Raw genomic sequence first — 21,096 nt, 5'->3', positions numbered from 1 at the left:
GCCCCCGTGTAATGCCGATGCCAAAGCGCGTCGCGCGCCCTGTCGGCCGGATCATCACCCATCCACTCGGTCTCGTCGAACACGACATCGTCACAAAGGTGCTCTCCTTCCTGCCGGACCGCAACTCAGCAAAATCCAACCTCGCTTATGCTGACGTGGTCGTTGCGGGGGGCCTTGGGCTCGGATCACCGGAGAATTTTCAACTGGTGCACCAGCTCGCGACAGTACTTGGGGCCGAATACGGCAGTTCGCGACCGCTGGTGCAGAAGGGCTGGGTCACCTCCGATCGCCAGATCGGGCAGACTGGCAAGACGATTCGGCCGAAACTCTATGTTGCGGCCGGCATCTCGGGCGCGATCCAGCACCGTGTCGGCGTCGAGGGTTCCGACCTTATCGTCGCTATCAACACCGACAAGAATGCTCCGATCTTCGACTTTGCCCATATAGGTATCGTTACCGATGCCATCGATCTGTTGCCGCCGCTCACCGCCGCGTTCCGCGCACGGTTGTCGCCGCATTCCAGCGGCCGGATTGCAGGTTAAAGGAGCACGATCATGATCGAAGAAAAATTCGATGCCATCGTCGTTGGCGCGGGCATGGCCGGCAATGCGGCAGCGCTTACCATGGCCGAGCGTGGCATGAAGGTGCTGCAACTCGAACGCGGCGAGTATTCTGGCTCGAAGAACGTGCAGGGCGCGATTCTGTATGCCGACATGCTGGAGAAGCTGATTCCCGATTTCCGGGAGGATGCTCCGCTTGAGCGACACTTGGTCGAACAGCGCTTCTGGATGATGGACGACCGCTCGCACACTGGTTTGCACTACCGCTCCGAGGACTTCAACGAGGAGAAGCCGAATCGCTACACCATCATCCGCGCTCAGTTCGACAAATGGTTCTCGCAAAAGGTTCGCGAAGCGGGCGCCACGGTACTATGCGAAACGACGGTCACGGAGCTTGCTCAAGATGCACATGGCAAGGTCATTGGTGTGCGGACCGATCGCCGCGACGGCGAGATCCATGCCGACGTCGTCGTGCTGGCGGAGGGCGTCAACGGCATGCTCGGTACACGCGCGGGCCTGCGCGAGCGGCCGAAGCCCGAAAAGGTCGCGCTCGCAGTCAAGGAAATGCACTTCCTGCCGCGAGAGACAATTGAGGCGCGCTTCAATCTCAAGGGCGACGAAGGCGCGGTGATCGAGGCCGTTGGCACGATTTCTCGTGGCATGACCGGCATGGGCTTCATCTACGCCAACAAGGAGAGTATCTCGCTGGGTATCGGCTGCCTGGTCGCCGACTTCCAGCGCACCGGCGAGACGCCTTATGGCCTGCTCGATCGTTTTAAGCGGCATCCTTCAGTCGCGCGGCTGATAGAAGGTTCCGAGGTCAAGGAATATTCCGCCCATCTGATCCCCGAGGGGGGCTTCAAGGCGATCCCGCAACTCTACGGCAAGGGGTGGGTCGTGGTCGGCGACGCCGCGCAGCTTAACAACACAATTCATCGCGAAGGATCTAATCTCGCGATGACCTCCGGCCGGATTGCGGCGGAAGCGATCCTTCAGATCAAGTCGCAGAATCAACAGATGATCCCGCAGAACCTGGCGCTATACAAGACGATGCTCGATGAATCCTTCGTGATCAAGGATCTAAGGAAGTACAAGGATATGCCAGCCTTGATGCACACCCGATCGCAAAATTTCTTCCTAACGTATCCGCAGCTCGTCTCCAAGGCTATGCAAAACTTTCTCCGTGTCGACGGTACGCCTAAGGTCGAAAAGGAGAAACTTGCACTCAAGTCCTTCACCAAGGCGCGTTCGCGGAGAGGTCTGCTCGGCGACGCCTTTCACCTCGTGCGCGCGTGGCGGTGAACGAAAACGACAATGCCAACGACGGAGACCAAATAATGTCGATCGAGCTATCCATGCGTGTCGAGGACAAGCTATTCTACAACCGCTATCTCGTCGATACCGGCCGACCCCATATCAAGGTGCGGCCGCATGCCAAGCCATCGCCGCAGCTCTTGTCAATGCTCAAGGCCTGCCCAGCACGCTGCTACGACCTTAACGAACAGCGCCAAGTTGAGATTACCGTCGATGGCTGCATCGAATGCGGAACTTGCCGGATAATCTGCGAGGAGAACGGCGATATTGAATGGAGCTATCCGCGAGGTGGGTACGGCGTGCTGTTCAAATTTGGCTAAGTCAAAACGCCGAGGCGTGCTTGGCGATTTCCGGAAGCGAAGTTCCTCGAGCCCTCGAGGTGCCTCCGGGGACTGGCCGCTATGACGTGAGAATGATCGGGCCTTCGGGCGAATGGGAACGGCCCAGGGAATCAGCGCACGATCAGAGTAGACCCATTTCAACCGCATAGGACCTAGATGAAGACCGAACATCTCGCCCCCTACGTGCTGAAGGGTGGAGAAGCGGGGCGGGCGCGACTTGCGGTGATCGCCCGAGTGCTGGCTGAGCCGACACAGTTACTGCTCGATCAATCTGAACCGCTCGAGGGGTGCATAGCCGTCGATGCAGGCTGCGGCGGCGGCGATGTAGCGTTCGAATTGGCAAAGAGGGTTGGCCGAGCCGGTCATGTCATCGGTTTGGACCTCGACGAAGACAAAATCGTCATGGCGCGAAGGGAGGCGAGGCGGCGTGGCATCCCCAATGTCGAATTCTGCTGCGCAAACGTCGCACGTCATTGGCCAGTACGCGGCGTGTCCCTGGTGAGCGTGCGGTTCGTGCTCACCCATCTCGTCGATCCTGGAGAGGCGCTGAAACACGCTTACGCGGCACTCCGACCTGGAGGCATGATCGTCGTACAGGATATCGATTGTGACGGCGAGTTCTGCGATCCGCCGTCAGCTGCATTTCGGCGCAAGGGCGAACTCTTCATTGCGGCGGTGCGGCGGCGGGGCGGAGATCCCTTGATCGGCCGCAGTCTCGTCCGTCTCCTGGAAGCGGCTGGCTTCTCTGACGTTCACTCCTCAATGACTCAGCCATGCGGGCGCAATGGTGACGTCAAACGAGTCCCATTGCTGACTTTCGTGGCAATTCGCGATGCGCTGATGCAGCTGGGGCTCACCAGCATCCAGGAGATCGGCGCCATCGAGAGTGAACTCGAAGCGTTTCTCGTTCGGCCCGACACAACCGTCGGGCTACCACGCATTTTCCACGCCTGGGGCCGAAAGCTGTGAAGCCTAGGTCTGCTGCTTGTATCAGCTCAAGCTGGTTCCGCGATTGTTCGGCAGCGTGTGACGGTAGATGCCCGCTGGGCTGTTCTTGCCTGCGTCGAGCGGACGAGCGACACGCAACGAACGCAGGCGCTACGAGATCTCGCGAGTAGCTTTTCTCTTTTCATCGAACGAAGTACGCAAGGATAAAGGTGTGACGACGATGATCGAGGAGGAGTTTGCCGCCATGCGCGGTCATCGTAACCGCATTCACCGCTATCGCCGTTTACTTGAAAACCAGCCAGGTGAGCGTGAGCGACGATATCTCGAACAACGTTTGTCCGAAGAGTATTCTGCTTTCGATGCCTTAGTGGCGGCTAGCTTTCCTCTCATTTTTAGGATCTCGCACGTGGTTGGTCCGGAGCCGTCCGTTTCAGCCCCAGCAAAGAGCGCCACCCTGTGACCAGAGCCCTGATTTCGGGGCTCCTCAACGCCCTCGAGATGGCGTTCGCCATGCCAGTGCGCGCATATGCTGCAAGCCATGCCGTTGTGGCGTTCGCGTTCGCTAGCTGCCGCCTTTCGCGAGGAAGGCGCCACGCAGCAGGCTATCCATTTGGCACTGAGTACCAAGCGTACGACCATGTGGCATGCGTCCGGCGCACGAGAAATCAGGCGTGCCGCACCACATCGTCAAGCGCTGTATGCGAAGTACGAATCTTCCTTGTAGTCGAATATGTGAGCTTCGCGACGGGTAACTTTCACCGAAAAGCAGGATGACGTGTCGTGATCAAAGCCGCTGTACGCGCCGGAGCCGTTCGGCATGAGCGTGAAATGCGATCCCTCACCGTGGTGGTGTACGTTCGCTAACTCGCCACTGACATAACAATGGCTAATGTAGTCATATCCGCAAACCCTATTGTCCTTTACGGAGACGCTGATCCTGTAGGCGTGGGTCTCGTATTCGTACACCCTGGTGACAAGGCGTCCGAGACTATGAGCCAGCGCGACAGCTGCTGCAGCCGCCCGAATACGCGGTTTCACGCTGCCTCCTCGCTAATTGATCGGGGAAACTGGAGCGAGGGGCCGATAGTGGGCCCGGAGACACGCCGACCCCCTCTATATGATCTGCTGATTGTGTGCCTCACGAAGCAAGCAGTATGCCGAACTTGGGCTGAAGCGACCGCAGGCACCTCCGTCCGAGGGCCGGTCTGGAAGGATCTAGCGTCCGAGTCATCTTGCGTCGAGACCATCGACGCGTTCGCGATAACCTCCAGATGCGAGCCGCCGGGTCGTCAACTCGCGAATGCGAGGAGATGAGCTCTCCGAAGAGGGCTTGAATCGGACGTTGCGTCAGGTTGTACGTAGCGGCTAAAATTCGTTCCAGAAGCGATAACCAGATGACACAGCGCTTTCTTGTCACCGTACTATGTTCCGCATTCGAGTTGATTGGGATGAGCAGAGTTGCGCTCGCGGACACAATCGGCCGCTACGACTGCAATATCGTCGCCACAGCTCGAGAGCCGCTGGGTGATCGCAATGAACACGACATCGTCAGCTTTCAGTATACGTGTCGCGGCGTGGATGGGCTATTCGAGGACGCTATCGCGACGATGATAGCCGTCGCTGAGTCCGATAATGAGGAGGCAACCTATTTGGCGTCTTTCGGTCTTCATCGCTCGCCCGACGGCTTTGCAGCTGAGCAGCTCCTGGACGGCATCGGCGACATTGTTATGGAGGACGGCAAAGTCGTAGGGCTCGAAGCGTACGGTAAGACATCGTTTAAGTTCGCATCCGGTACCTTGGAGAGTCTTGCGGAAAAGACCGTCAAGTTCACAACAAAGCCTACCGGAGTTGGTCGATTTGAGTTGAAGTTCACAGAGTTTCTCGGCAAGTGAAGCTATGGCCGCTCGCTCCGAAATCGAGCTTTAGCAAGATCTCGCTGACTTATCCTCCGGCTTAGGTAAGCTTGTCGACCATGAAGGTTCACGTCCTGAATCGCCATACGACAAATCCGCGTGAACCGCAGTGCGTTGAGCGAGGTGAGTGAGGCGCCTGGTGATCCCGGTGTTGACTGCTGGCACACCACAGGATTTGTGCGTTTCTGCTGGTGATGCAGTGCGCTAGTGATGGTCGTCGGCGAAGCCGCTAACTCGCTGGTTCAGCAAGTTGACGATCGTGACACAATTCTGCGGACGTTATATGGGAAGAGATGTTTAGATCGGCGCAGGTGCACGACGCTCATGTGTTCCGCGTGCCCTTTAGACGTCAAGATGGTCGTGACCGTGTTCAGCTCTTCGACCGTTTGCTAGGATAACATAGCTCAAAAACGTTCAACCAGCACTTCGCTATCCCGCGCGTGGCTGTCCGACGGTGAACGTGCGATCTCAGTAATTCACGGTCGCCAGACGTGGCGTTGGCCCGCAAAGGCCACACGGGTGTTCGTCCGTATTCCACTGGCCCAAATCCTGCACTGCACAAAATGCGAAATGCCGCGGCTTACGCAACGGAGGCGCATTTGAGTCTCGATCTGCCAAAACGACCGTGCGGAGGCGGCTTCACTGCTGGCGAACACCGGTGGCGCTTGCGCGCGGGCGCACCCGGTTTCTGGCGCCGGTCGTGCCGCCCGTGGTGATGCGGACTCTGGAGATCTCGATGGTCAATCAATTGGATTTGGCGTCGTTCAAGCTGCACCCTGAGCGGGAGGCTGTGCTCGGCGAAGTGCATGCGCGCCCGTTTACGGGTCTCGTTTCGTCACTCGGCATGGTCCGCTTCGTGTTTCTAGCAAAGGGGGACGATGCCGCAGGCGATCGCCGCCGGTTTGTCGATTTCTGTCGGGAGCACAAGGTGCCCCCGCCGGAGCCCTCCGCGAAACATCATCAGATCGGGTTCGGGCCGGTGGTGCTAAGGTGGGAGCAGCATTCGGAATTTGCGACTTTCACATGGATCTGGAGTACCGCGAACAGTTCAGCCGTTCGTCAATTCGGTGACATCCGTAGCAGCGTTCAGTCACTAATCCGCGCACTATCGCAGAGTGGAGAATTGCTCGCTGCGATCAAGTTAGAGGCAGAGCGGGGGGCTTGTCCGACCGAGCGCGCCGAGCAGATCTTTGACAAAAGTAGCCTGGCGATGGTGAACGTCAAAGGCGGAGCAGGCGTGGTGGCCTCGGACTTTCGCGCTGACGACAAAGGTTTCACGAGAATTCTAGTCTACGATCTAGGCTTGACGCCGCACGATCTCGGCGCGCTGGTGCAACGTCTTCTAGAAATCGAGACCTACCGCTCGCTGGCGCTGCTTGGTCTGTCGACTGCGCTAGAGCTGGCGCCGTCGGTCGATCGAATCGATCGCCGTCTCGTCGAAGTGCTCGAGGAAATGCAGGGTGCCGAAGGGCTGAAAGTCAACAACCATCTACTTGAGGAACTGACGGCGTTAGCCGTATCCTTCGAACGGGACGTCGCCGGAAGTCTGACCCGTTTCGGTGCCAGCAGAGCATATAATGAGCTGGTGCAATCGCGACTGTCGATCGTTGAAGGCAAGGATATCGCGGACTATCCGACATGGTCGTCCTTCCTGGCACGTCGTATGGCGCCTGCGATACGAACCTGCGCGACCATGGAGGAGCGTCAGGCCAATCTATCGGACAAGCTAGCTCGCGCCGCCGATCTGTTGCGAACGCGCGTCGACGTCGAAATCGAGCAACAGAATCGCGATCTGTTGCACTCGATCAACGAGCGCACGAGACAGCAACTTCGGCTGCAGTCCACGGTCGAGGGGTTGTCAGTCGGGGCGATCGGATACTATGTGGTCAGCCTGTTTGCCTATCTCGCCAAGGGCGCGCAGGATGTCGGACTACATGTAGAGCCCGCGTCCGTAACCGCGGCCTTCGTGCCGATCGCCGTCGGCGTGATCTGGCTCGTCAGTTACAATATTCGAAAACGGCACCTCAAGCCCGACGACGCATCGTCCAGGGGAGGCAAATAAGCTTTCATGGCAAAAGCGCGTCGACACAAAATCTCGCTGTGCGCGTGAGGCGCGCCGAAGGGCATGTTTCAATCTCGCGGTGGCTCCCGGGTGGCGCGCCTTTGCGTAGTCTGCAGTTGTGAAGGTTGATTATTCGGCGAGCATCTGCCGGTCAGCATGAGAGACCTTTTCTCTTATCGGCGAGGCAACAGCGGACGATCGCCTGCAGGAGTTCTCGATTTCGGTCGTAACTTGATTAGATCGGAGCTGATCCATGCCAATCCAGCAAGCCCCTCTCGCAGATCAATCTCCAGCAAGTTCATGCCCGAGTTATCCCGAACGGCGCGCTTAATAAGTCGGCGTTTGCACGGGTTCGCGGGAGAGAGGTGTGCCAGGCCCTCATGGTCGCCCGGGCCGCGCGCCTAGCTATCCGCCGGCTTGGTAATACCTCGAAAGACGACAGCGGTCTCAACAGGATTGGTCTTGATGGCAGTGTCGCAGTTGCCCCCTATCGAATCCACCCCGGATGGCGACCATAGCCCGCGCGATGCGGCGGAGGTCGATACCATATCGATGTTTCTGCATACTTATATCGATAATGACACCGAGGATGAACATAGCTCATCGCGCAGCGACAGTTGCGCAGTCGCCGATGGAGTGTTGTCGTAAACATCCTGACGTTTTGTATTGTCCTGGAGACAACAGGTCGACGAAGCGGTCAGACGGCATCGGTGTTGGTCTGTACGAGCAGGGCACCTTCGAGCGGCTCATCTCCTCCGTTGAATGTTCAGTCTATCAGTCGGAGCGATGTTCGGTTTGCTACAGGATTGTCCGAGAGCGACTGAGCGGAGCGCGTCAACGCGGGTAAAGGAGCGGGCTCGGCTGCTTCATGCGAAGATAAACCTGAAATCTGTGCTCTGAGTTTGCACGAAAGGCTCGTTCAAGATCATCGTGCGGTTGAAAAACGGCGCCCGAGGTGAGGACACCCATCTTGGATCGTTAGGATGAGAATGTGGCCAATATTGCCGCAAGGGAAGAGCAACCGGACAGAAATGGGCCACTGAAAATGGTCGAAAAAGCCCGCTGAGATCGCTCTGATCTTGATGAAGGTCTCGCAATCGGCACGAATACTCGGAGTATACGAGTTGACGTCACGTGCAATTCAAGCGCATTCGAGGGCGCTCTTCGCAGAAGAACCGTGCAGTAGATGTACGCTCGGCTGGGCACACCACTTGCTTTGTTCAACCTAGCATCACCAGGCCCCTCCCGGTGGTGTAGGGGCGGACTCGGCGTAATTCCAGGTCCAGGCGTCGGGGCCGCCCCGCGGGTTTTTCTACGGTCCACCGTCGGGAGGCGATGTGAAAGCGTATGTTGGGATGCGGGCGTTGGCCGCCACTTTTGGCGTCTTGTCATCAAGCTGTACGAACCTGAACTATGGCGATAGCAGGATTACCGTCGCCGAAAGCGGGGTCGGCGCGAGCGGCATGGCTTTGTCGGCGTTTGCTACCTCGCGCGAGAATGGCGTTTCGCGCGGTTGGCTCGATCGCAGAATCTGATTCTTCAGCTGACGAATTCCATCAGGGAATTTGCGCTCTGCGAAGCCGGAGAACGTCGTACCTACGACTTGCGTTGCGGCAGACGCACCGAACCGTCCACGAGCCAGTGGGAGAAGCACGTGCGTGCGCGATCAACGTCGATTATTCCACTCGCTGGTGTCCTAAGCGAGAATCGCACGGTGCTCCTCGCGTTTGAGGGATGGCACCCCTGTTATGTCAAGATGCAGGCTTCGGGAGCAAGGGGTGAACGAGATGTCTGAGTTCGTCCCTGCGCATGTGCCGTCGCCGCCGGAATCATTCAATTTCGCCGCCCATCTTCTTGCGCTGAATGCCAATCGCAGCGGCAAGGTTGCCTTTGTTGATGATGCGGGCCAGCTCAGCTATGGCGAGCTCGAGATGCGCATCCGCCGCCTCGCCTCGGGGCTGCGCGATCTCGGCGTCAAGCGCGAGGAGCGTGTTTTGATGCCGATGCAGGATTGCACGGATTGGCCTGTGGCCTTTCTCGGCGCCATCTACGCTGGCATCGTACCGGTCGCAGTGAATACGCTGCTCACTACTGACGATTATGCCTACATGCTCGAGCACTCCCGCGCTCAGGCCGTGCTGGTCAGCGGCGAGGTGCTTCCAGCCATCAGGGCAGCTCTGATAAAAGCTGATCATGAGGTTCGCAAGGTCGTCATCTCACGTCCGCTCGCGCCGGTAGATTTCGGCGAGGTTGATTGTGAAGCATTTCTCGACGCTCATGCCATCATGGCACGGCCGGCACGCACCCATTCCGATGATGTCGCATTCTGGCTGTATTCGTCCGGATCGACAGGAAGGCCGAAAGGCACTGTTCACTCCCAAGCCAATCCGTATTGGACATCTGAGCTTTACGGAATGGCAACACTCGGTGTTCGCGAGGACGACGTCTGCTTCTCCGCGGCGAAGCTTTTCTTCGCGTATGGACTTGGCAACGCCTTGACATTCCCGATGTCGGTTGGAGCAACCACCCTATTGATGTCCCAGCGTCCGACACCGGAGGAGGTGTTCAAGCGTCTTACGGGCGGCATCGCCGGGGTGAAGCCGACCCTCTTCTTCGGTACGCCGACAGGATTTGCCGGCATGCTCGCCGCGTCCGTACTGCCGTCGCGAAAGGAGGTCGCACTTCGTCTGGTCTCCTCAGCGGGCGAGGCGCTTCCTGCTGAGATCGGCAGACGGTTCAAGGAGCACTTCGGCGTGGATATCGTTGATGGCATTGGGTCGACGGAGATGCTCCATATTTTCATCTCGAACCGGCCGAACGACATCCGCTATGGGACGACGGGCTGGCCTGTACCTGGCTACGAGATCGACTTGCGCGACGACGAAGGAAAGTCGCTGCCGGACGGCGAGCCCGGTGATCTCTACATTTGCGGACCATCGGCTGCGATGATGTATTGGAGCAATCGCGCCAAGACTCGTGAGACGTTCCAGGGCTGCTGGACGAAGAGCGGCGACAAGTACATTAGAAATGCGGACGGAACATATACCTACGCGGGCCGCAGCGACGACATGGTCAAGGTCAGTGGAATCTATGGGAGTCCGTTTGAAGTTGAGGCGACGCTTGTTCAACATCCAGCGGTTCTCGAAGCCGCCGTGATCGGCGTGCCGGACGCGGAAGGTCTGACCGAGACCAAGGCTTATGTCGCATTGAAGCCGGAGTCCGCAACGAATGACGCGGAACTGAAGGCCTTCGTCAAGGATCGTCTTGCACCGCACAAGTACCCGCGGATCATCCAATATGTCGATGAATTGCCGAAGACGGACACTGGAAAAATCCTCCGCTTCAGGCTGAGAGAAGGTGGTCGTCTAGGCGGCTCGGTTCGTGAAGTCATCAACCAAGAGCGCTCGTGATCGCCAGATCGGAAACGATGTGCTCGCGCAACTCAGGGGTTGGCCCGCTTCTTGCTGCCCGTGCGTCCATCGATAGGTCAAAGCAGAAGACGGGAGGGGCCATGGGCGCGGCGGCGGAAACGTTCTACAGCGTGATCAGGCGACAGGGCATCACGCGTCGAAGCTTTCACAAATTCTGCGCCCTGACGGCGACGAGCCTCGGGCTTGGCCCGCTGGCGGCTAGCCGCATTGCAACTGCGCTCGAAACAAAGCCACGAATGCCGGTGATCTGGATGCACGGGCTCGAATGCACCTGCTGCTCGGAGAGCTTCATCCGCTCTGCCCATCCCCTGGTGAAGGATGCCATTCTGTCGATGATCTCGCTGGATTATGACGACACCATTATGGCGGCAGCCGGACATCAGGCCGAAGCGATCCTCGAGGATACCCGCGCCAAGTACAGGGGCCGATATGTGCTCGCGGTCGAAGGTAATCCGCCGCTGAACGAGGGCGGTATGTTCTGCATCCACGGCGGCAGGCCGTTTGTCGAGAAACTGAAGATGATGGCCGAGGACGCGATGGCGATCATTGCCTGGGGTACCTGCGCCTCCTGGGGCTGCGTGCAAGCGGCCAAGCCTAATCCGACGCAGGCGACCCCGATCGACAGGGTCATCAACAACAAGCCGGTCATCAAGGTACCGGGATGCCCGCCGATTGCGGAGGTCATGACCGGCATTGTCACCTTCATCACCACCTTCGGAAAATTGCCCGAGCTCGATCGCCAAGGCCGGCCAAAGATGTTCTATTCGCAGCGCATCCACGACAAGTGCTACCGAAGGCCGCATTTTGACGCAGGCCAGTTCGTCGAGGAATGGGACGATGAGGCGGCGCGCAAAGGATATTGCCTGTATAAGATAGGCTGCAAGGGACCGACCACCTATAACGCCTGCTCGACGGTGCGCTGGAACGGCGGGATCTCCTTCCCGATCCAGTCCGGACACGGCTGCATCGGCTGCTCGGAAGACGGCTTCTGGGACAAGGGGGCGTTCTACGACCGCCTCACCAACATCAAGCAGTTCGGCATCGAGAAGAATGCCGACCAGATCGGCATGGCGGCCGCGGGCGCGGTTGGAGTTGCGGTCGCGGCGCATGCGGCTGTGACGGCCGTGAAACAGTTCGCCAGCAAGCGCGAAGACGCAAACCAACGTCAATAATCGATCTCACGAAACGCAACGATGGGCATGGGCATCCAGACACCCAACGGGTTCAAACTCGACGATTCCGGCAAGCGCATCGTCGTCGATCCGCTAACCCGAATCGAAGGACATATGCGGGTCGAGGTCAATGTCGACTCCGACAACGTGATCCGCAACGCGGTCTCCACCGGCACGATGTGGCGCGGCATCGAGACCATCCTGAAGGGGCGCGATCCGCGCGACGCCTGGGCCTTTACCGAGCGGATCTGCGGCGTCTGTACCGGAACGCATGCGCTAACCTCGGTACGCACGGTCGAGAACGCGCTCGGCATCACCATTCCGGAGAACGCCAACTCGATCCGCAACATCATGCAGCTCTGTCTCCAGGTGCATGACCACCTCGTGCACTTTTACCACCTGCATGCGCTCGACTGGGTCGACGTGATCTCTGCGCTCAAGGCCGATCCGAAGGCAACATCGGCGCTAGCGCAATCGGTCTCGTCCTGGCCGTTGTCCTCACCCGGTTACTTCAAGGATCTCCAGATCCGGCTGACGAAGTTCGTCGAGTCCGGCCAGCTCGGACCGTTCAAGAACGGTTATTGGGGCCATGCAGCCTACAAGCTGCCGCCCGAAGCGAACCTGATGGTGGTCGCGCATTATTTGGAAGCGCTCGATTTCCAAAGGGAAATTGTCAAGATCCACACCGTCTATGGCGGCAAGAACCCCCATCCGAACTGGCTGGTCGGGGGCGTGCCCTGCGCCATCAACGTCGACGGCACCGGCGCGGTTGGTGCCATCAACATGGAGCGGCTCAACCTCGTCTCTTCCATCGTCGACCGCTGCATCGAGTTCGCCGAAAAGGTCTACTTGCCCGACATCCTCACGATCGGCTCATTCTACAAGGACTGGCTCTATGGCGGGGGCCTCTCCAGCAAGAGTGTGATGGCCTATGGTGACATCCCCGAGAACGCCAACGACTATTCCGCGAAGAACCTCAAGGTGCCGCGGGGCGTGATCATCAACGGCAATCTCAACGACGTGCTGCCCATTGACCACGCGGATCCCGAGCAGATCCAGGAATTCGTCACCCACTCCTGGTACAAATATGCCGACGAGTCCCAGGGGCTGCATCCCTGGGACGGTGTCACCGAGCCGAACTATGTACTTGGTCGTAACGCCAAGGGCACCAAGACCGACATCAAGGAGCTCGACGAGGGCGGCAAATATTCCTGGATCAAGGCGCCGCGTTGGCGCGGCAATGCGGTCGAAGTCGGGCCGCTCGCGCGCTACATCGTCGGCTATGCGCAGAACAAGCCCGAGTTCAAGGATCCGACCGAGAAGCTGCTCCAGACACTTGGTCTTCCCGTTACCGCGCTGTTCTCCACGCTCGGCCGCACCGCGGCACGCGCGCTGGAATGCGAATGGGCAGCGCGCCAGATGCGCTACTTCCAGGACAAGCTAGTCGCGCGCATCAAAGCGGGCGACTCCTCGACGGCAAATGTCGACAAGTGGAAGCCGGAGAGCTGGCCGAAGGAGGCCAAGGGTTTTGGTTTCACCGAGGCCCCGCGCGGGGCGCTCGCGCATTGGATCAAGATCAAGGAAACAAGAATCGACAACTACCAGTGCGTGGTGCCGACGACCTGGAACGGCTCACCGCGAGATCCCAAGGGCAATATCGGCGCCTTTGAAGCCTCGCTCGTGGATACGCCGATGGCGAATCTGGAGCAGCCGCTAGAAATTCTGCGCACCATCCACTCCTTCGATCCGTGCCTTGCCTGTTCGACGCACGTGATGTCGCCAGATGGCCGCGAAATGGCGACGGTCAAGGCCCGGTAAGGGAGAAAGGAACGCTATGAAGAATGCAGTTGCGCGCCCGGCGGAAACCGAACCGGACCATGCTGCGATCGCGACCGATGCCGCCGGCAAGCGGACCGTCGCGCGGGCCGTCTATGTCTACGAAGCGCCGGTGCGGATCTGCCACTGGGTGAACGCGTTATCGATTCTCGTGTTGATGGTGACCGGCTATCTGATCGGAGCACCGCTCCCAACGATCGCGCGCGAGACGTCCCAAAACTTCCCGATGGGCTATATCCGCTTTGCGCATTTCGCGGCGGGGCAGGTGCTCGCGGTGTTCTTTCTCGCCCGCATCCTGTGGGCCTTCGCCGGCAACTTCCACTCCCGGCAGATATTCTACATTCCGGTGCATCGCAAGCAGTTCTGGAAGGACGTGCTGCACGAGATCCGTTGGTACGCCTTCCTGGAGCGGGAGCCGAAGATGTATGTCGGCCACAATCCCCTGGCGCAGATCGCGATGTTCACGGGCTTCACATTGGTCGCGACCTTCATGATTGTCACGGGCTTTGCCCTGTATTCGGAAGGGGCCGGGAACGAAAGCTGGCAGCACAAGCTGTTCGGCTGGGTCTTCGCCGTCTGGCCGAACAGCCAGGACGTGCATACTTGGCACCATCTGGGCATGTGGGCGCTGGTCATATTCTTGATCGTTCACATCTATGCTGTCATTCGCGAAGACATCATGTCGCGCCAGAGCATCATCTCCTCGATGATCTCGGGTGTACGTCAGCGCCGTGACTCTGGGGCGAGCAAGCCGAGGCCGGCATGTCAACAGCCAAGGCGCGTCCTGGTGCTCGGTATCGGTAACATTCTTTGGGCCGATGAAGGCTTTGGGGTGCGAGCCGTGGAAGAATTTCATCGCCGCTTTGCCGTGCCCGACAACGTCACCATTCTGGACGGCGGTACGCAGGGGCTTCAGCTTGTGAACTATCTTCAGGAATCTGACTGCCTCATCGTATTCGACGCGATCGATTATGGCCTTAAGCCCGGAGAGTTGAAGCTCGTGCGCGACGAGGAAGTGCCGCGCTTCACCGGTGCTAGGAAGATGAGCTTGCATCATACCAGTTTTCAGGAAGTTATCAGTGCAACTGATCTGCTCGGACATTGCCCAAAAGATCTCGTGCTAATCGGCTGCCAGCCGCTCGATCTCGATGACTGGGGTGGACCCCTGACACGGGCGGTCTGTAATCAGATCGCTCCTGCGGTCGAACTTGCCAGAAAAATCCTAAGTGAGTGGGGCGTGGAGGTAACGCCACGCACCGCACCGTTACGGGAATCCGAGTGGTTGCTCGCCAACGGTATCGATCACCTTCATTACGAGATGAGGGCGCGGACCTGAACGGTCAGCGAGCTGTCGGAGACATCGCGGATGTGTCTTGGTTTGCCAATGACGGTCATTGAAACCGACGGCATTTCGGCGCTTTGCGAGTTTCGCGGCGTACGGCGGCGGGTCTCAGTACTCTTGCTCTCCAATCCGCCGACCCATGCCAAGGTCCTGGTCTATCTCGATACTGCAATTCGGCTACTGGAGGATGACGAGGCGCGGCTGATTGCCGATGCGATTGAAGGCATCGACGCGGCGCTCAATGGTGAGAATTGCGACCGCTTTTTCGCCGACCTGATCGGCCGCGAGCCGATCCTGCCGGAGCATCTCAGGATCGACGTGACCAATGACCATCTTCGGACGAGCCTCACGACAAGCACCGGGCTGACGGAGACTGTCGCGAAGTTGGAAGACAAGTCTCCGTTCCAGAAAGATGACTCTCAACCGTTCATGACAAGGGCTCCTTCATCTGAAAACGCGGCGTCGCATGCATAGGAGAATATCTGAGTTGTCGTCAGCGAGCGTGCACGCAAGCCTTGCGGAAGCGGCCGACGCTGCCGTCGTTCGGCCCGATTTGATCAATGAGTTTCAGGGGCGGCTGTGTGGCGCGGTGATCACGCGAGAGGCCGAGAGTGAGCTCTATCAGCATTTTGCTGTACGCGCTCATTTGATGCTGAGTTTGCTCGCCAGGAAGAAGATACCTGCGCTGATCGCAAAAATCCGGGAGAGGTCGATCAATTTCGATCGCATTTCCACGCCTGTGAACCGACCGCGCGGAAGCGTGGCCGCAGTCGTAGAGACCGTCGTCCCCTACCATAGATCACAGGGTGCCGGAGTATGAAGGCGCGTCTCTGCACAGCGCTTGACGACGCGGAGCGGCCGATCTACGGCGAGGAGAGGCTCGAGGCGGCGGGCGGCCGCCTGACCGCAGCGGGCGCTTTGGCGAAGCTTGCGTCACTCGATAGTGCGGAGCTGGCTAGGTGCTGCCCGAACGCGGTCGAACTGTTGTCGAAGGTCGCCGCCACCATCGCCAGCCAAAAGGCCAATGTGCCGACACGATTGTTTCGACTCGGCGATCTCAACGATCTCGAACGCATGCTGATTGCCGATGTGATCGGCGAAGGCGAGGTGGCCGGCGTCGTCGCACTGCCGGACGGATCGCTGGCGCAAGTCCAGGAATCGGTGCTGGCCGGGATCTGGCGCGTGCGGCTCGATACGAACGAGGCATCCGAATATCTCGAGGTCGGCGCCATCCCCGAGATCGTCAAACGCGCGGCTATCGATCTCACGGCTGTGAATTTCGAGATCGGGCACGCGCCGGAGGGGGCGATGAACGTGCTGCCGGTGCTCGCCGAAATCCGCGAGCGCGCGCTGGCCTGGCGCCCCGGCATCTGCTCGCAGGTCATCAATTTCACGCTGCTGCCGATGAGCCCGGTCGACATGAGCTTCCTCCAGGAGACCATCAAGAACGGGCCGATCCAGCTCGTCTCGCGCGGCTATGGCACCTGCCGCGTGCTTGCGACCGGAATCCGCAATGTCTGGTCGGTGCAGTTCTTCAATGCCATGGACGCGATCATCGTCGACACGCTTGAGGTGGGCAGCGTGCCGCTGGTCACGATTGCCGCCGACGAGGATCTTCAGGATTCCGCCGCGCGCTTGCAAGAAATAATTGAGGCCTATTTCAAATGAACGGGTTCGAGAATCTTGCCGTGCGCCAGGATGTTGCCGACGGCACGAAGCTAGAATGCGTCATCCGCTGTACGGTCTGTGACCCCACGGCGACGAGGTGGCGCCCGGCACGCCGTGCACGGCGTTGTCTGAAGGACTGGCACTGTCGCAATCGTGACGACCCCAAAATCCAAGTTCATGGGCGATCGAGCCATCATGTGTGACGCAGTAGCAGCTACCAGTGAAGTCGACGCGGTGGCGCGGGGTAAGCGGTTGGCAGGCGCACCTAGCGCTGCGCCGATCGAATCTCGCCTGGTGAACCACACGCTCCTCGGCATCATGTTCCCTCTTGTCGTGATTCCCGCGGGCGAAATTGCGCGGGAGGTCGCCGGCTCGACGCTGCATGTCCGCTTTCCTGCCGGCAATATCGAATTCTCCTCCGGCGAGGTGGCCGACGTCGACCGGATCGCGAGCTGCTCGCTACTCTCGCCGATGTTCGCCGTCACCGACGTGGCGCCGGTGCCGGCGACGGCGGAAGCCGCCCTGGCCGAGCTGATGCTGCCGACCGACGGCGAGGAGGTGGTCCGCCGCAAGGCCCCGCAAAAAACGCGATCGATCGGCGTAACTTCCTGCGTCGCGTTCTGACGGAGTGGCACACATGAGTTTGGTCTTCCGCAATGAGATCGACATCACGGTCTGGCTCGCCGGCCGCACCATCGCGGACGTCACGATCCTGCCACGCAGCCGGCCACCTTTGGCGCGCCTGTTTACGGGAAAGCCGGTCGCATCGCTGTCGGGCGTGCTGCCGCGGCTGTTTTCGCTGTGCGCGACGGCTCATCAGGTGGCATTCCTATCAGCGGTCGAGGCCGCATATGGCAAAGAACCGCCTGCCGAGACGCTCCGGCGCCGTGTCACCGTTGTGGTTGCCGAGCGCCTGACTGAGCTGTTGCGGGGCCTCTTCGTCGGCCGCTTCGCGCTGGATAGCAGAATTGCCGCCGTCGTTCGTGCCATGATGCTGGCGACGACCGCGCTCGGCTGCAGCGAGGAACCACCGCGCGGCGAGGCCGTGTCGCAGATCAGAGCGGGGATCAACACATTGGGGATCACGGGCGAGGAGCTGGCACCGACGACTGGCAGCGCGCTGGCGATGCATCTTGCGAGCCTCAATGACGATTCGCTGTCGCTTTCTATGATCAAGCCGTCGTTCTTGTCAGCGGCCGAGGATCTTGACGTCCTCATGGGAATGCTGGCGGACAGCCCGACCTTCTCCGAGGCTCCCGATCTTCACGGCCGCATTCCGGAGACCGGCGTTTGGGCGCGCAGGGTTATGCGTGAGGCGTGTCTGCCGCAAGACGCCGGCCCCGCCGAGCGCCTGAAGGCGCGGATTTCCGAGATAGCCCGACTTTGCGTCTGGCTTGAGGGCAGCGAGGAAGTGCCGGAAAGCGGTGTTATCGAAAGCTATCGCCTCGGCAACGGCAGGGGTGCGGCAGCTGTCGAATGTGCTCGCGGCCGACTTTACCACGCCATTGTTATCGATGACGAGGATTGCATCGCCCGTTTCGAATTCCTGGCCCCCACTGAATGGAATTTCCATGCGCGCGGACCGCTGGTCCAGAGTCTGCACGGCTCGCTGCTGGCCGGCGGCCGGCACGGACAGGACTCGGTGCGTGCCCTCGTCGGCTCGTTCGATCCATGCGTCGATTTCAAGCTCGCCTTCCGTGAGGTCGACCATGCATGAAATGGCACTGTGCGAAGGCATCATCGGCATCATCGAGGAAGAGACGCGCAAGCGCCCGTTCTCCCGGGTGAAGGTGGTGTGCCTCGAGATCGGAGCGCTCAGCCATGTCGCGCCGGCGGCTATGACGTTCTCTTTCGAAGCCGCCGCCGCGCAGACCATCGCGCGAGGAGCCAGGCTCGAGATCGTCAAGACGCCCGGAATAGCCTGGTGCATGGCCTGCTCGACGAGCGTCGAGATCAGGCAACGCTATGAGCCGTGTCCGTCCTGCGGCAGCCATCAATTGCAGGTAACCGGCGGGGAAGAAATGCGCGTCAAGGAACTGGAGGTCGACTAATGTGTACGGTTTGCGGCTGCGGTGACGGAAAGTCGGTCGTCGTGCATGCGCATGATCACCATCCTGATCATGGTCATCATCAACTTTATAAACCTGGCCACGATTTCGATCACCACCATGGTGCGGCCAATGATCATGGGCATGGCGACGTCGGGCTGCTCGATTGCGGCGCGAATCCGGCTGGCCAGGAAGTTTACGGCATGAGCAGCGATCGTATCATACAGGTCGAGCGCGATATCCTGAGCAAGAACGAAAGGCTTGCCACCGAGAACCGTGCGCGCTTCCATGCCGACGATGTGCTCACGTTCAACCTGGTCTCGAGCCCGGGCGCCGGCAAGACCTCGCTGCTGGTTCGCGCTGTCTGCGAACTGAAAGACAGCTTTCCGATCGGAGTGATTGAGGGCGATCAGCAGACATCCAACGACGCCGAGCGGATCCGCGCGACCGGCGTACCGGCTATCCAGGTCAACACCGGCAAGAGTTGCCATCTCGATGCGGCGATGGTGGGCGAGGCCTATGACCGGCTGGCTCGGCTCAACGGCGGCATCCTTTTTATCGAGAATGTCGGCAATCTCGTTTGTCCTGCCGCCTTCGATCTCGGCGAAGCCTGCAAGATCGTGGTGTTATCGACCACCGAGGGCGAAGACAAGCCGCTCAAGTATCCGGACATGTTCGCTGTCTCGTCTCTGTTGCTGATCAACAAAATTGATCTTGCCCCCGTGCTCAATTTTGATCTCGTCAGGACCATCGAATACGCGCTGCGGGTTAATCCCAGGCTCGAGGTGCTGACGGTGTCGGCGCGCACCGGTGAAGGGTTCGCGGCATTCTATGCCTGGATCTGCAAGCAAGCGGCGAAGATGAAGCCGATCGATTTGGCCACCGCGGGATGATCGTGCACGGTGAGGCCACGGCTCAGAGCGGACAGCGACTGCGCCTGCATGTGCGCGGCGCCGTGCAGGGCGTCGGCTTTCGTCCATATGTCTACGGCCTCGCCGCACGCTATCGCCTCGGCGGCTTCGTCGCTAATGATGCGCACGGCGTGGTGATCGAGGTCGAGGGCGAGCGCGTGTCTGATTTCGTCGCCGCGCTGCCGTTGGAAAAGCCGCCGCTCGCGCGGATCGACGAGATTTCCGCCCAGAGCATCGGTGCTGTCTTGAGCGACGAATTCAGCATCCGTGCCAGCGAGCAGGGCAAGGTGTCGACGCGGATCGTCGCGGACGCCGCGACCTGCCCGCAGTGCTTGAGCGAGCTGTTTGATCCGAGCAGCCGCTTCCACCTTTATCCCTTTGTCAATTGCACCCATTGCGGGCCGCGCTACACCATCTCCGAGCGGCTACCCTATGATCGCTCAACCACGGTGATGAAGCGTTTCGCCATGTGCGCGGCCTGCGAAAGCGACTATGCCGATCCCACGAGCCGGCGATTCCATGCCGCGGCGATCGCCTGCCCGCAATGCGGTCCGAGGCTCAGCCATGGCGTGGAGGAGGTCGCGGCCGCGATCGCCGCAGGCAAGATCGTCGCGATCAAGGGGCTCGGCGGCTATCAGCTCGTCTGCGACGCCCGCGACGATGACGTCGTGCAGTGCCTGCGGCGGCGGAAGCAGCGGGACCAGAAGCCTTTTGCCGTCATGGTCGGCTTCGTGGATGCGGTCTCAGAGATCGCCGAAGCCAATAAGGCTGAGCTTGCCCTGCTGGAATCCACGCCGCGGCCGATCGTGCTGATGGCGTCACGCCATCAGATTGCAAGTGCTATCGCGCCGGAGCTGTCGCACATCGGCGTCATGCTGCCGGTCGCGCCGCTGCAACATCTGGTGTTTCATGCGCTGAATTCGAGGTATCCGCGGAAAGACGGAAGCTGGGTCATGGTGACGACCAGCGCCAATCCTGGTGGCGAGCCGCTTTTGATCGACAACCAGGAGGCGGAACAGCGCCTTGTTGCCATTGCGGATCTCATCGTCAATCATGATCGCGACATCGTAACCCGCGCAGACGATTCCGTCGCGTCGGTTGTGGCAGGACGGACGCAGTTCGTCCGGCGGGCCCGGGGGTATGTTCCCGAGCCGGTCCGGCTTGCGCGGTCAGTGCCGCCCGTGCTCGCCGTCGGCGGCGCTTTGAAGTCGACCGTCGCGGTCACGCGCGGCGATGAGGCGTTCGTCTCCCAGCACATCGGCGATCTCGACACCCCGCAAGGCATCCGCTTCTTCGAGGAAACGGTGCGGCACCTGATCTCGACACTGGATGTCGAGCCGGTGGTCATCGCACATGACCTGCATCCCAACATGGCATCGACCCGCTTTGCCAAAGCGAGCGGGTACCGGCTGATTGCGGTCCAGCATCATCATGCCCATGCTGCCTCGGTGATGGCGGAGCACGGTATCGATGGATCGGCGCTCGCACTCGTCCTAGACGGCTTCGGTTATGGCAGCGATGGCGGCAATTGGGGTGGGGAGCTCCTGCTC

At 59.9% G+C, this 21,096-nt stretch carries 20 protein-coding genes and 2 pseudogenes; 21 read left to right on the top strand and 1 reads right to left on the bottom strand.

The genetic code is table 11. The annotated features are described in order from the left end of the window. From Q2941_RS45015 to Q2941_RS44995, 5 genes are all read left to right on the top strand, one after another. Positions 1-542: electron transfer flavoprotein subunit alpha/FixB family protein (locus tag Q2941_RS45015; RefSeq protein ID WP_458196617.1), on the top strand; the 542-nt coding region annotated here is incomplete at its 5' end. A 12-nt stretch (positions 543-554) separates the two neighbouring features. Beyond that, positions 555-1,862, top strand: a complete 1,308-nt coding sequence (locus Q2941_RS45010) for an FAD-dependent monooxygenase (RefSeq protein ID WP_458196616.1) — start codon at positions 555-557, stop codon at positions 1,860-1,862. A 35-nt stretch (positions 1,863-1,897) separates the two neighbouring features. Further along, a complete protein-coding gene (locus tag Q2941_RS45005) occupies positions 1,898-2,194 on the top strand; it encodes a ferredoxin family protein (RefSeq protein WP_458196615.1) in 297 nt (98 codons plus the stop codon). A gap of 177 nt (positions 2,195-2,371) precedes the next feature. Then, entirely contained in the window at positions 2,372-3,184 is an 813-nt protein-coding gene (locus Q2941_RS45000) for a methyltransferase domain-containing protein (protein WP_458196614.1), read from the top strand. Positions 3,185-3,374: 190 nt separating this feature from the next. Further along, positions 3,375-3,623 carry a hypothetical protein gene (locus Q2941_RS44995; protein WP_458196613.1) on the top strand — a complete coding sequence of 83 codons (249 nt, stop codon included), beginning with the start codon at positions 3,375-3,377 and terminating at the stop codon, positions 3,621-3,623. Between the two features lie 227 nt (positions 3,624-3,850). Here Q2941_RS44995 and Q2941_RS44990 read toward each other — a convergent pair whose 3' ends face one another. Further along, positions 3,851-4,201, bottom strand: coding sequence for a hypothetical protein (locus tag Q2941_RS44990; RefSeq protein WP_458196612.1), 351 nt, complete (start codon positions 4,199-4,201; stop codon positions 3,851-3,853). Between the two features lie 356 nt (positions 4,202-4,557). Here Q2941_RS44990 and Q2941_RS44985 point away from each other — a divergent pair, with 356 nt between their 5' ends. From Q2941_RS44985 to hypF, 16 genes and pseudogenes are all read left to right on the top strand, one after another. Then, positions 4,558-5,055: a hypothetical protein gene (locus Q2941_RS44985; protein ID WP_458196611.1), complete on the top strand. Its 498-nt coding sequence runs from the start codon at positions 4,558-4,560 to the stop codon at positions 5,053-5,055. Between the two features lie 757 nt (positions 5,056-5,812). Beyond that, positions 5,813-7,138 carry a DUF3422 family protein gene (locus Q2941_RS44980; protein ID WP_458196622.1) on the top strand — a complete coding sequence of 442 codons (1,326 nt, stop codon included), beginning with the start codon at positions 5,813-5,815 and terminating at the stop codon, positions 7,136-7,138. A 465-nt stretch (positions 7,139-7,603) separates the two neighbouring features. Further along, positions 7,604-7,786, top strand: a complete 183-nt coding sequence (locus tag Q2941_RS44975) for a hypothetical protein (protein WP_458196610.1) — start codon at positions 7,604-7,606, stop codon at positions 7,784-7,786. A 1,139-nt stretch (positions 7,787-8,925) separates the two neighbouring features. Next, positions 8,926-10,548, top strand: a complete 1,623-nt coding sequence (locus Q2941_RS44970) for a benzoate-CoA ligase family protein (protein WP_458196621.1) — start codon at positions 8,926-8,928, stop codon at positions 10,546-10,548. Positions 10,549-10,649: 101 nt separating this feature from the next. After that, complete coding sequence (locus tag Q2941_RS44965) at positions 10,650-11,741, top strand: hydrogenase small subunit (protein ID WP_458196609.1); 1,092 nt, start codon at positions 10,650-10,652, stop codon at positions 11,739-11,741. A 27-nt stretch (positions 11,742-11,768) separates the two neighbouring features. Beyond that, a complete protein-coding gene (locus Q2941_RS44960; protein WP_458196620.1) occupies positions 11,769-13,559 on the top strand; it encodes a nickel-dependent hydrogenase large subunit in 1,791 nt (596 codons plus the stop codon). A 16-nt stretch (positions 13,560-13,575) separates the two neighbouring features. Then, positions 13,576-14,313, top strand: a pseudogene (gene cybH, locus Q2941_RS44955) (Ni/Fe-hydrogenase, b-type cytochrome subunit); the annotation flags it as partial. A gap of 48 nt (positions 14,314-14,361) precedes the next feature. Then, positions 14,362-14,913 (top strand): HyaD/HybD family hydrogenase maturation endopeptidase, encoded by a 552-nt coding sequence (locus Q2941_RS44950; RefSeq protein WP_458196619.1) that lies wholly within the window; start codon positions 14,362-14,364, stop codon positions 14,911-14,913. Positions 14,914-14,943: 30 nt separating this feature from the next. Continuing rightward, a pseudogene (locus tag Q2941_RS44945) lies at positions 14,944-15,231 on the top strand (HypC/HybG/HupF family hydrogenase formation chaperone); the annotation flags it as partial. Positions 15,232-15,385: 154 nt separating this feature from the next. Further along, positions 15,386-15,739 (top strand): thioredoxin domain-containing protein, encoded by a 354-nt coding sequence (locus Q2941_RS44940; protein ID WP_458196608.1) that lies wholly within the window; start codon positions 15,386-15,388, stop codon positions 15,737-15,739. Further along, a complete protein-coding gene (locus tag Q2941_RS44935) occupies positions 15,736-16,587 on the top strand; it encodes a hydrogenase expression/formation protein (protein ID WP_458196607.1) in 852 nt (283 codons plus the stop codon). Before Q2941_RS44940 ends, Q2941_RS44935 begins: the two co-directional genes overlap by 4 nt. A 177-nt stretch (positions 16,588-16,764) precedes the next feature. Next, on the top strand, positions 16,765-17,211 hold the full coding sequence (gene hybE, locus Q2941_RS44930; RefSeq protein WP_458196606.1) for a [NiFe]-hydrogenase assembly chaperone HybE: 447 nt from the start codon (positions 16,765-16,767) through the stop codon (positions 17,209-17,211). A gap of 13 nt (positions 17,212-17,224) precedes the next feature. After that, positions 17,225-18,304 carry a nickel-dependent hydrogenase large subunit gene (locus tag Q2941_RS44925; protein ID WP_458196604.1) on the top strand — a complete coding sequence of 360 codons (1,080 nt, stop codon included), beginning with the start codon at positions 17,225-17,227 and terminating at the stop codon, positions 18,302-18,304. Further along, positions 18,297-18,638: a hydrogenase maturation nickel metallochaperone HypA gene (gene hypA / locus Q2941_RS44920; protein ID WP_458196603.1), complete on the top strand. Its 342-nt coding sequence runs from the start codon at positions 18,297-18,299 to the stop codon at positions 18,636-18,638. The genes Q2941_RS44925 and hypA overlap by 8 nt, the downstream gene beginning before the upstream one ends. Continuing rightward, positions 18,638-19,528, top strand: a complete 891-nt coding sequence (hypB, locus tag Q2941_RS44915) for a hydrogenase nickel incorporation protein HypB (RefSeq protein WP_458196618.1) — start codon at positions 18,638-18,640, stop codon at positions 19,526-19,528. Before hypA ends, hypB begins: the two co-directional genes overlap by 1 nt. Next, a partial coding sequence (hypF, locus tag Q2941_RS44910) for a carbamoyltransferase HypF (RefSeq protein ID WP_458196602.1) occupies positions 19,525-21,096 on the top strand: 1,572 nt, incomplete at its 3' end. The genes hypB and hypF, both read left to right, overlap by 4 nt.

The sequence above is a fragment of the Bradyrhizobium sp. UFLA05-153 genome (assembly GCF_054185185.1).
The sequence above is the reverse complement of the archived record's forward strand: the minus strand, read 5'-3'. Positions and strand labels throughout refer to the sequence as shown.

Bases quoted from the DNA above. Each gene is read 5' to 3' on its own strand.
- Q2941_RS45010 (WP_458196616.1), top strand. From the start codon at position 555: ATGATCGAAGAAAAATTCGATGCCATCGTCGTTGGCGCGGGCATGGCC.
- Q2941_RS45005 (WP_458196615.1), top strand. From the start codon at position 1,898: ATGTCGATCGAGCTATCCATGCGTGTCGAGGACAAGCTATTCTACAAC.
- Q2941_RS45000 (WP_458196614.1), top strand. From the start codon at position 2,372: ATGAAGACCGAACATCTCGCCCCCTACGTGCTGAAGGGTGGAGAAGCG.
- Q2941_RS44985 (WP_458196611.1), top strand. From the start codon at position 4,558: ATGACACAGCGCTTTCTTGTCACCGTACTATGTTCCGCATTCGAGTTG.
- Q2941_RS44980 (WP_458196622.1), top strand. From the start codon at position 5,813: ATGGTCAATCAATTGGATTTGGCGTCGTTCAAGCTGCACCCTGAGCGG.
- Q2941_RS44975 (WP_458196610.1), top strand. From the start codon at position 7,604: ATGGCAGTGTCGCAGTTGCCCCCTATCGAATCCACCCCGGATGGCGAC.
- Q2941_RS44970 (WP_458196621.1), top strand. From the start codon at position 8,926: ATGTCTGAGTTCGTCCCTGCGCATGTGCCGTCGCCGCCGGAATCATTC.
- Q2941_RS44965 (WP_458196609.1), top strand. From the start codon at position 10,650: ATGGGCGCGGCGGCGGAAACGTTCTACAGCGTGATCAGGCGACAGGGC.
- Q2941_RS44960 (WP_458196620.1), top strand. From the start codon at position 11,769: ATGGGCATCCAGACACCCAACGGGTTCAAACTCGACGATTCCGGCAAG.
- Q2941_RS44940 (WP_458196608.1), top strand. From the start codon at position 15,386: ATGCATAGGAGAATATCTGAGTTGTCGTCAGCGAGCGTGCACGCAAGC.
- Q2941_RS44935 (WP_458196607.1), top strand. From the start codon at position 15,736: ATGAAGGCGCGTCTCTGCACAGCGCTTGACGACGCGGAGCGGCCGATC.
- hybE (WP_458196606.1), top strand. From the start codon at position 16,765: ATGGGCGATCGAGCCATCATGTGTGACGCAGTAGCAGCTACCAGTGAA.
- Q2941_RS44925 (WP_458196604.1), top strand. From the start codon at position 17,225: ATGAGTTTGGTCTTCCGCAATGAGATCGACATCACGGTCTGGCTCGCC.
- hypA (WP_458196603.1), top strand. From the start codon at position 18,297: ATGCATGAAATGGCACTGTGCGAAGGCATCATCGGCATCATCGAGGAA.
- hypB (WP_458196618.1), top strand. From the start codon at position 18,638: ATGTGTACGGTTTGCGGCTGCGGTGACGGAAAGTCGGTCGTCGTGCAT.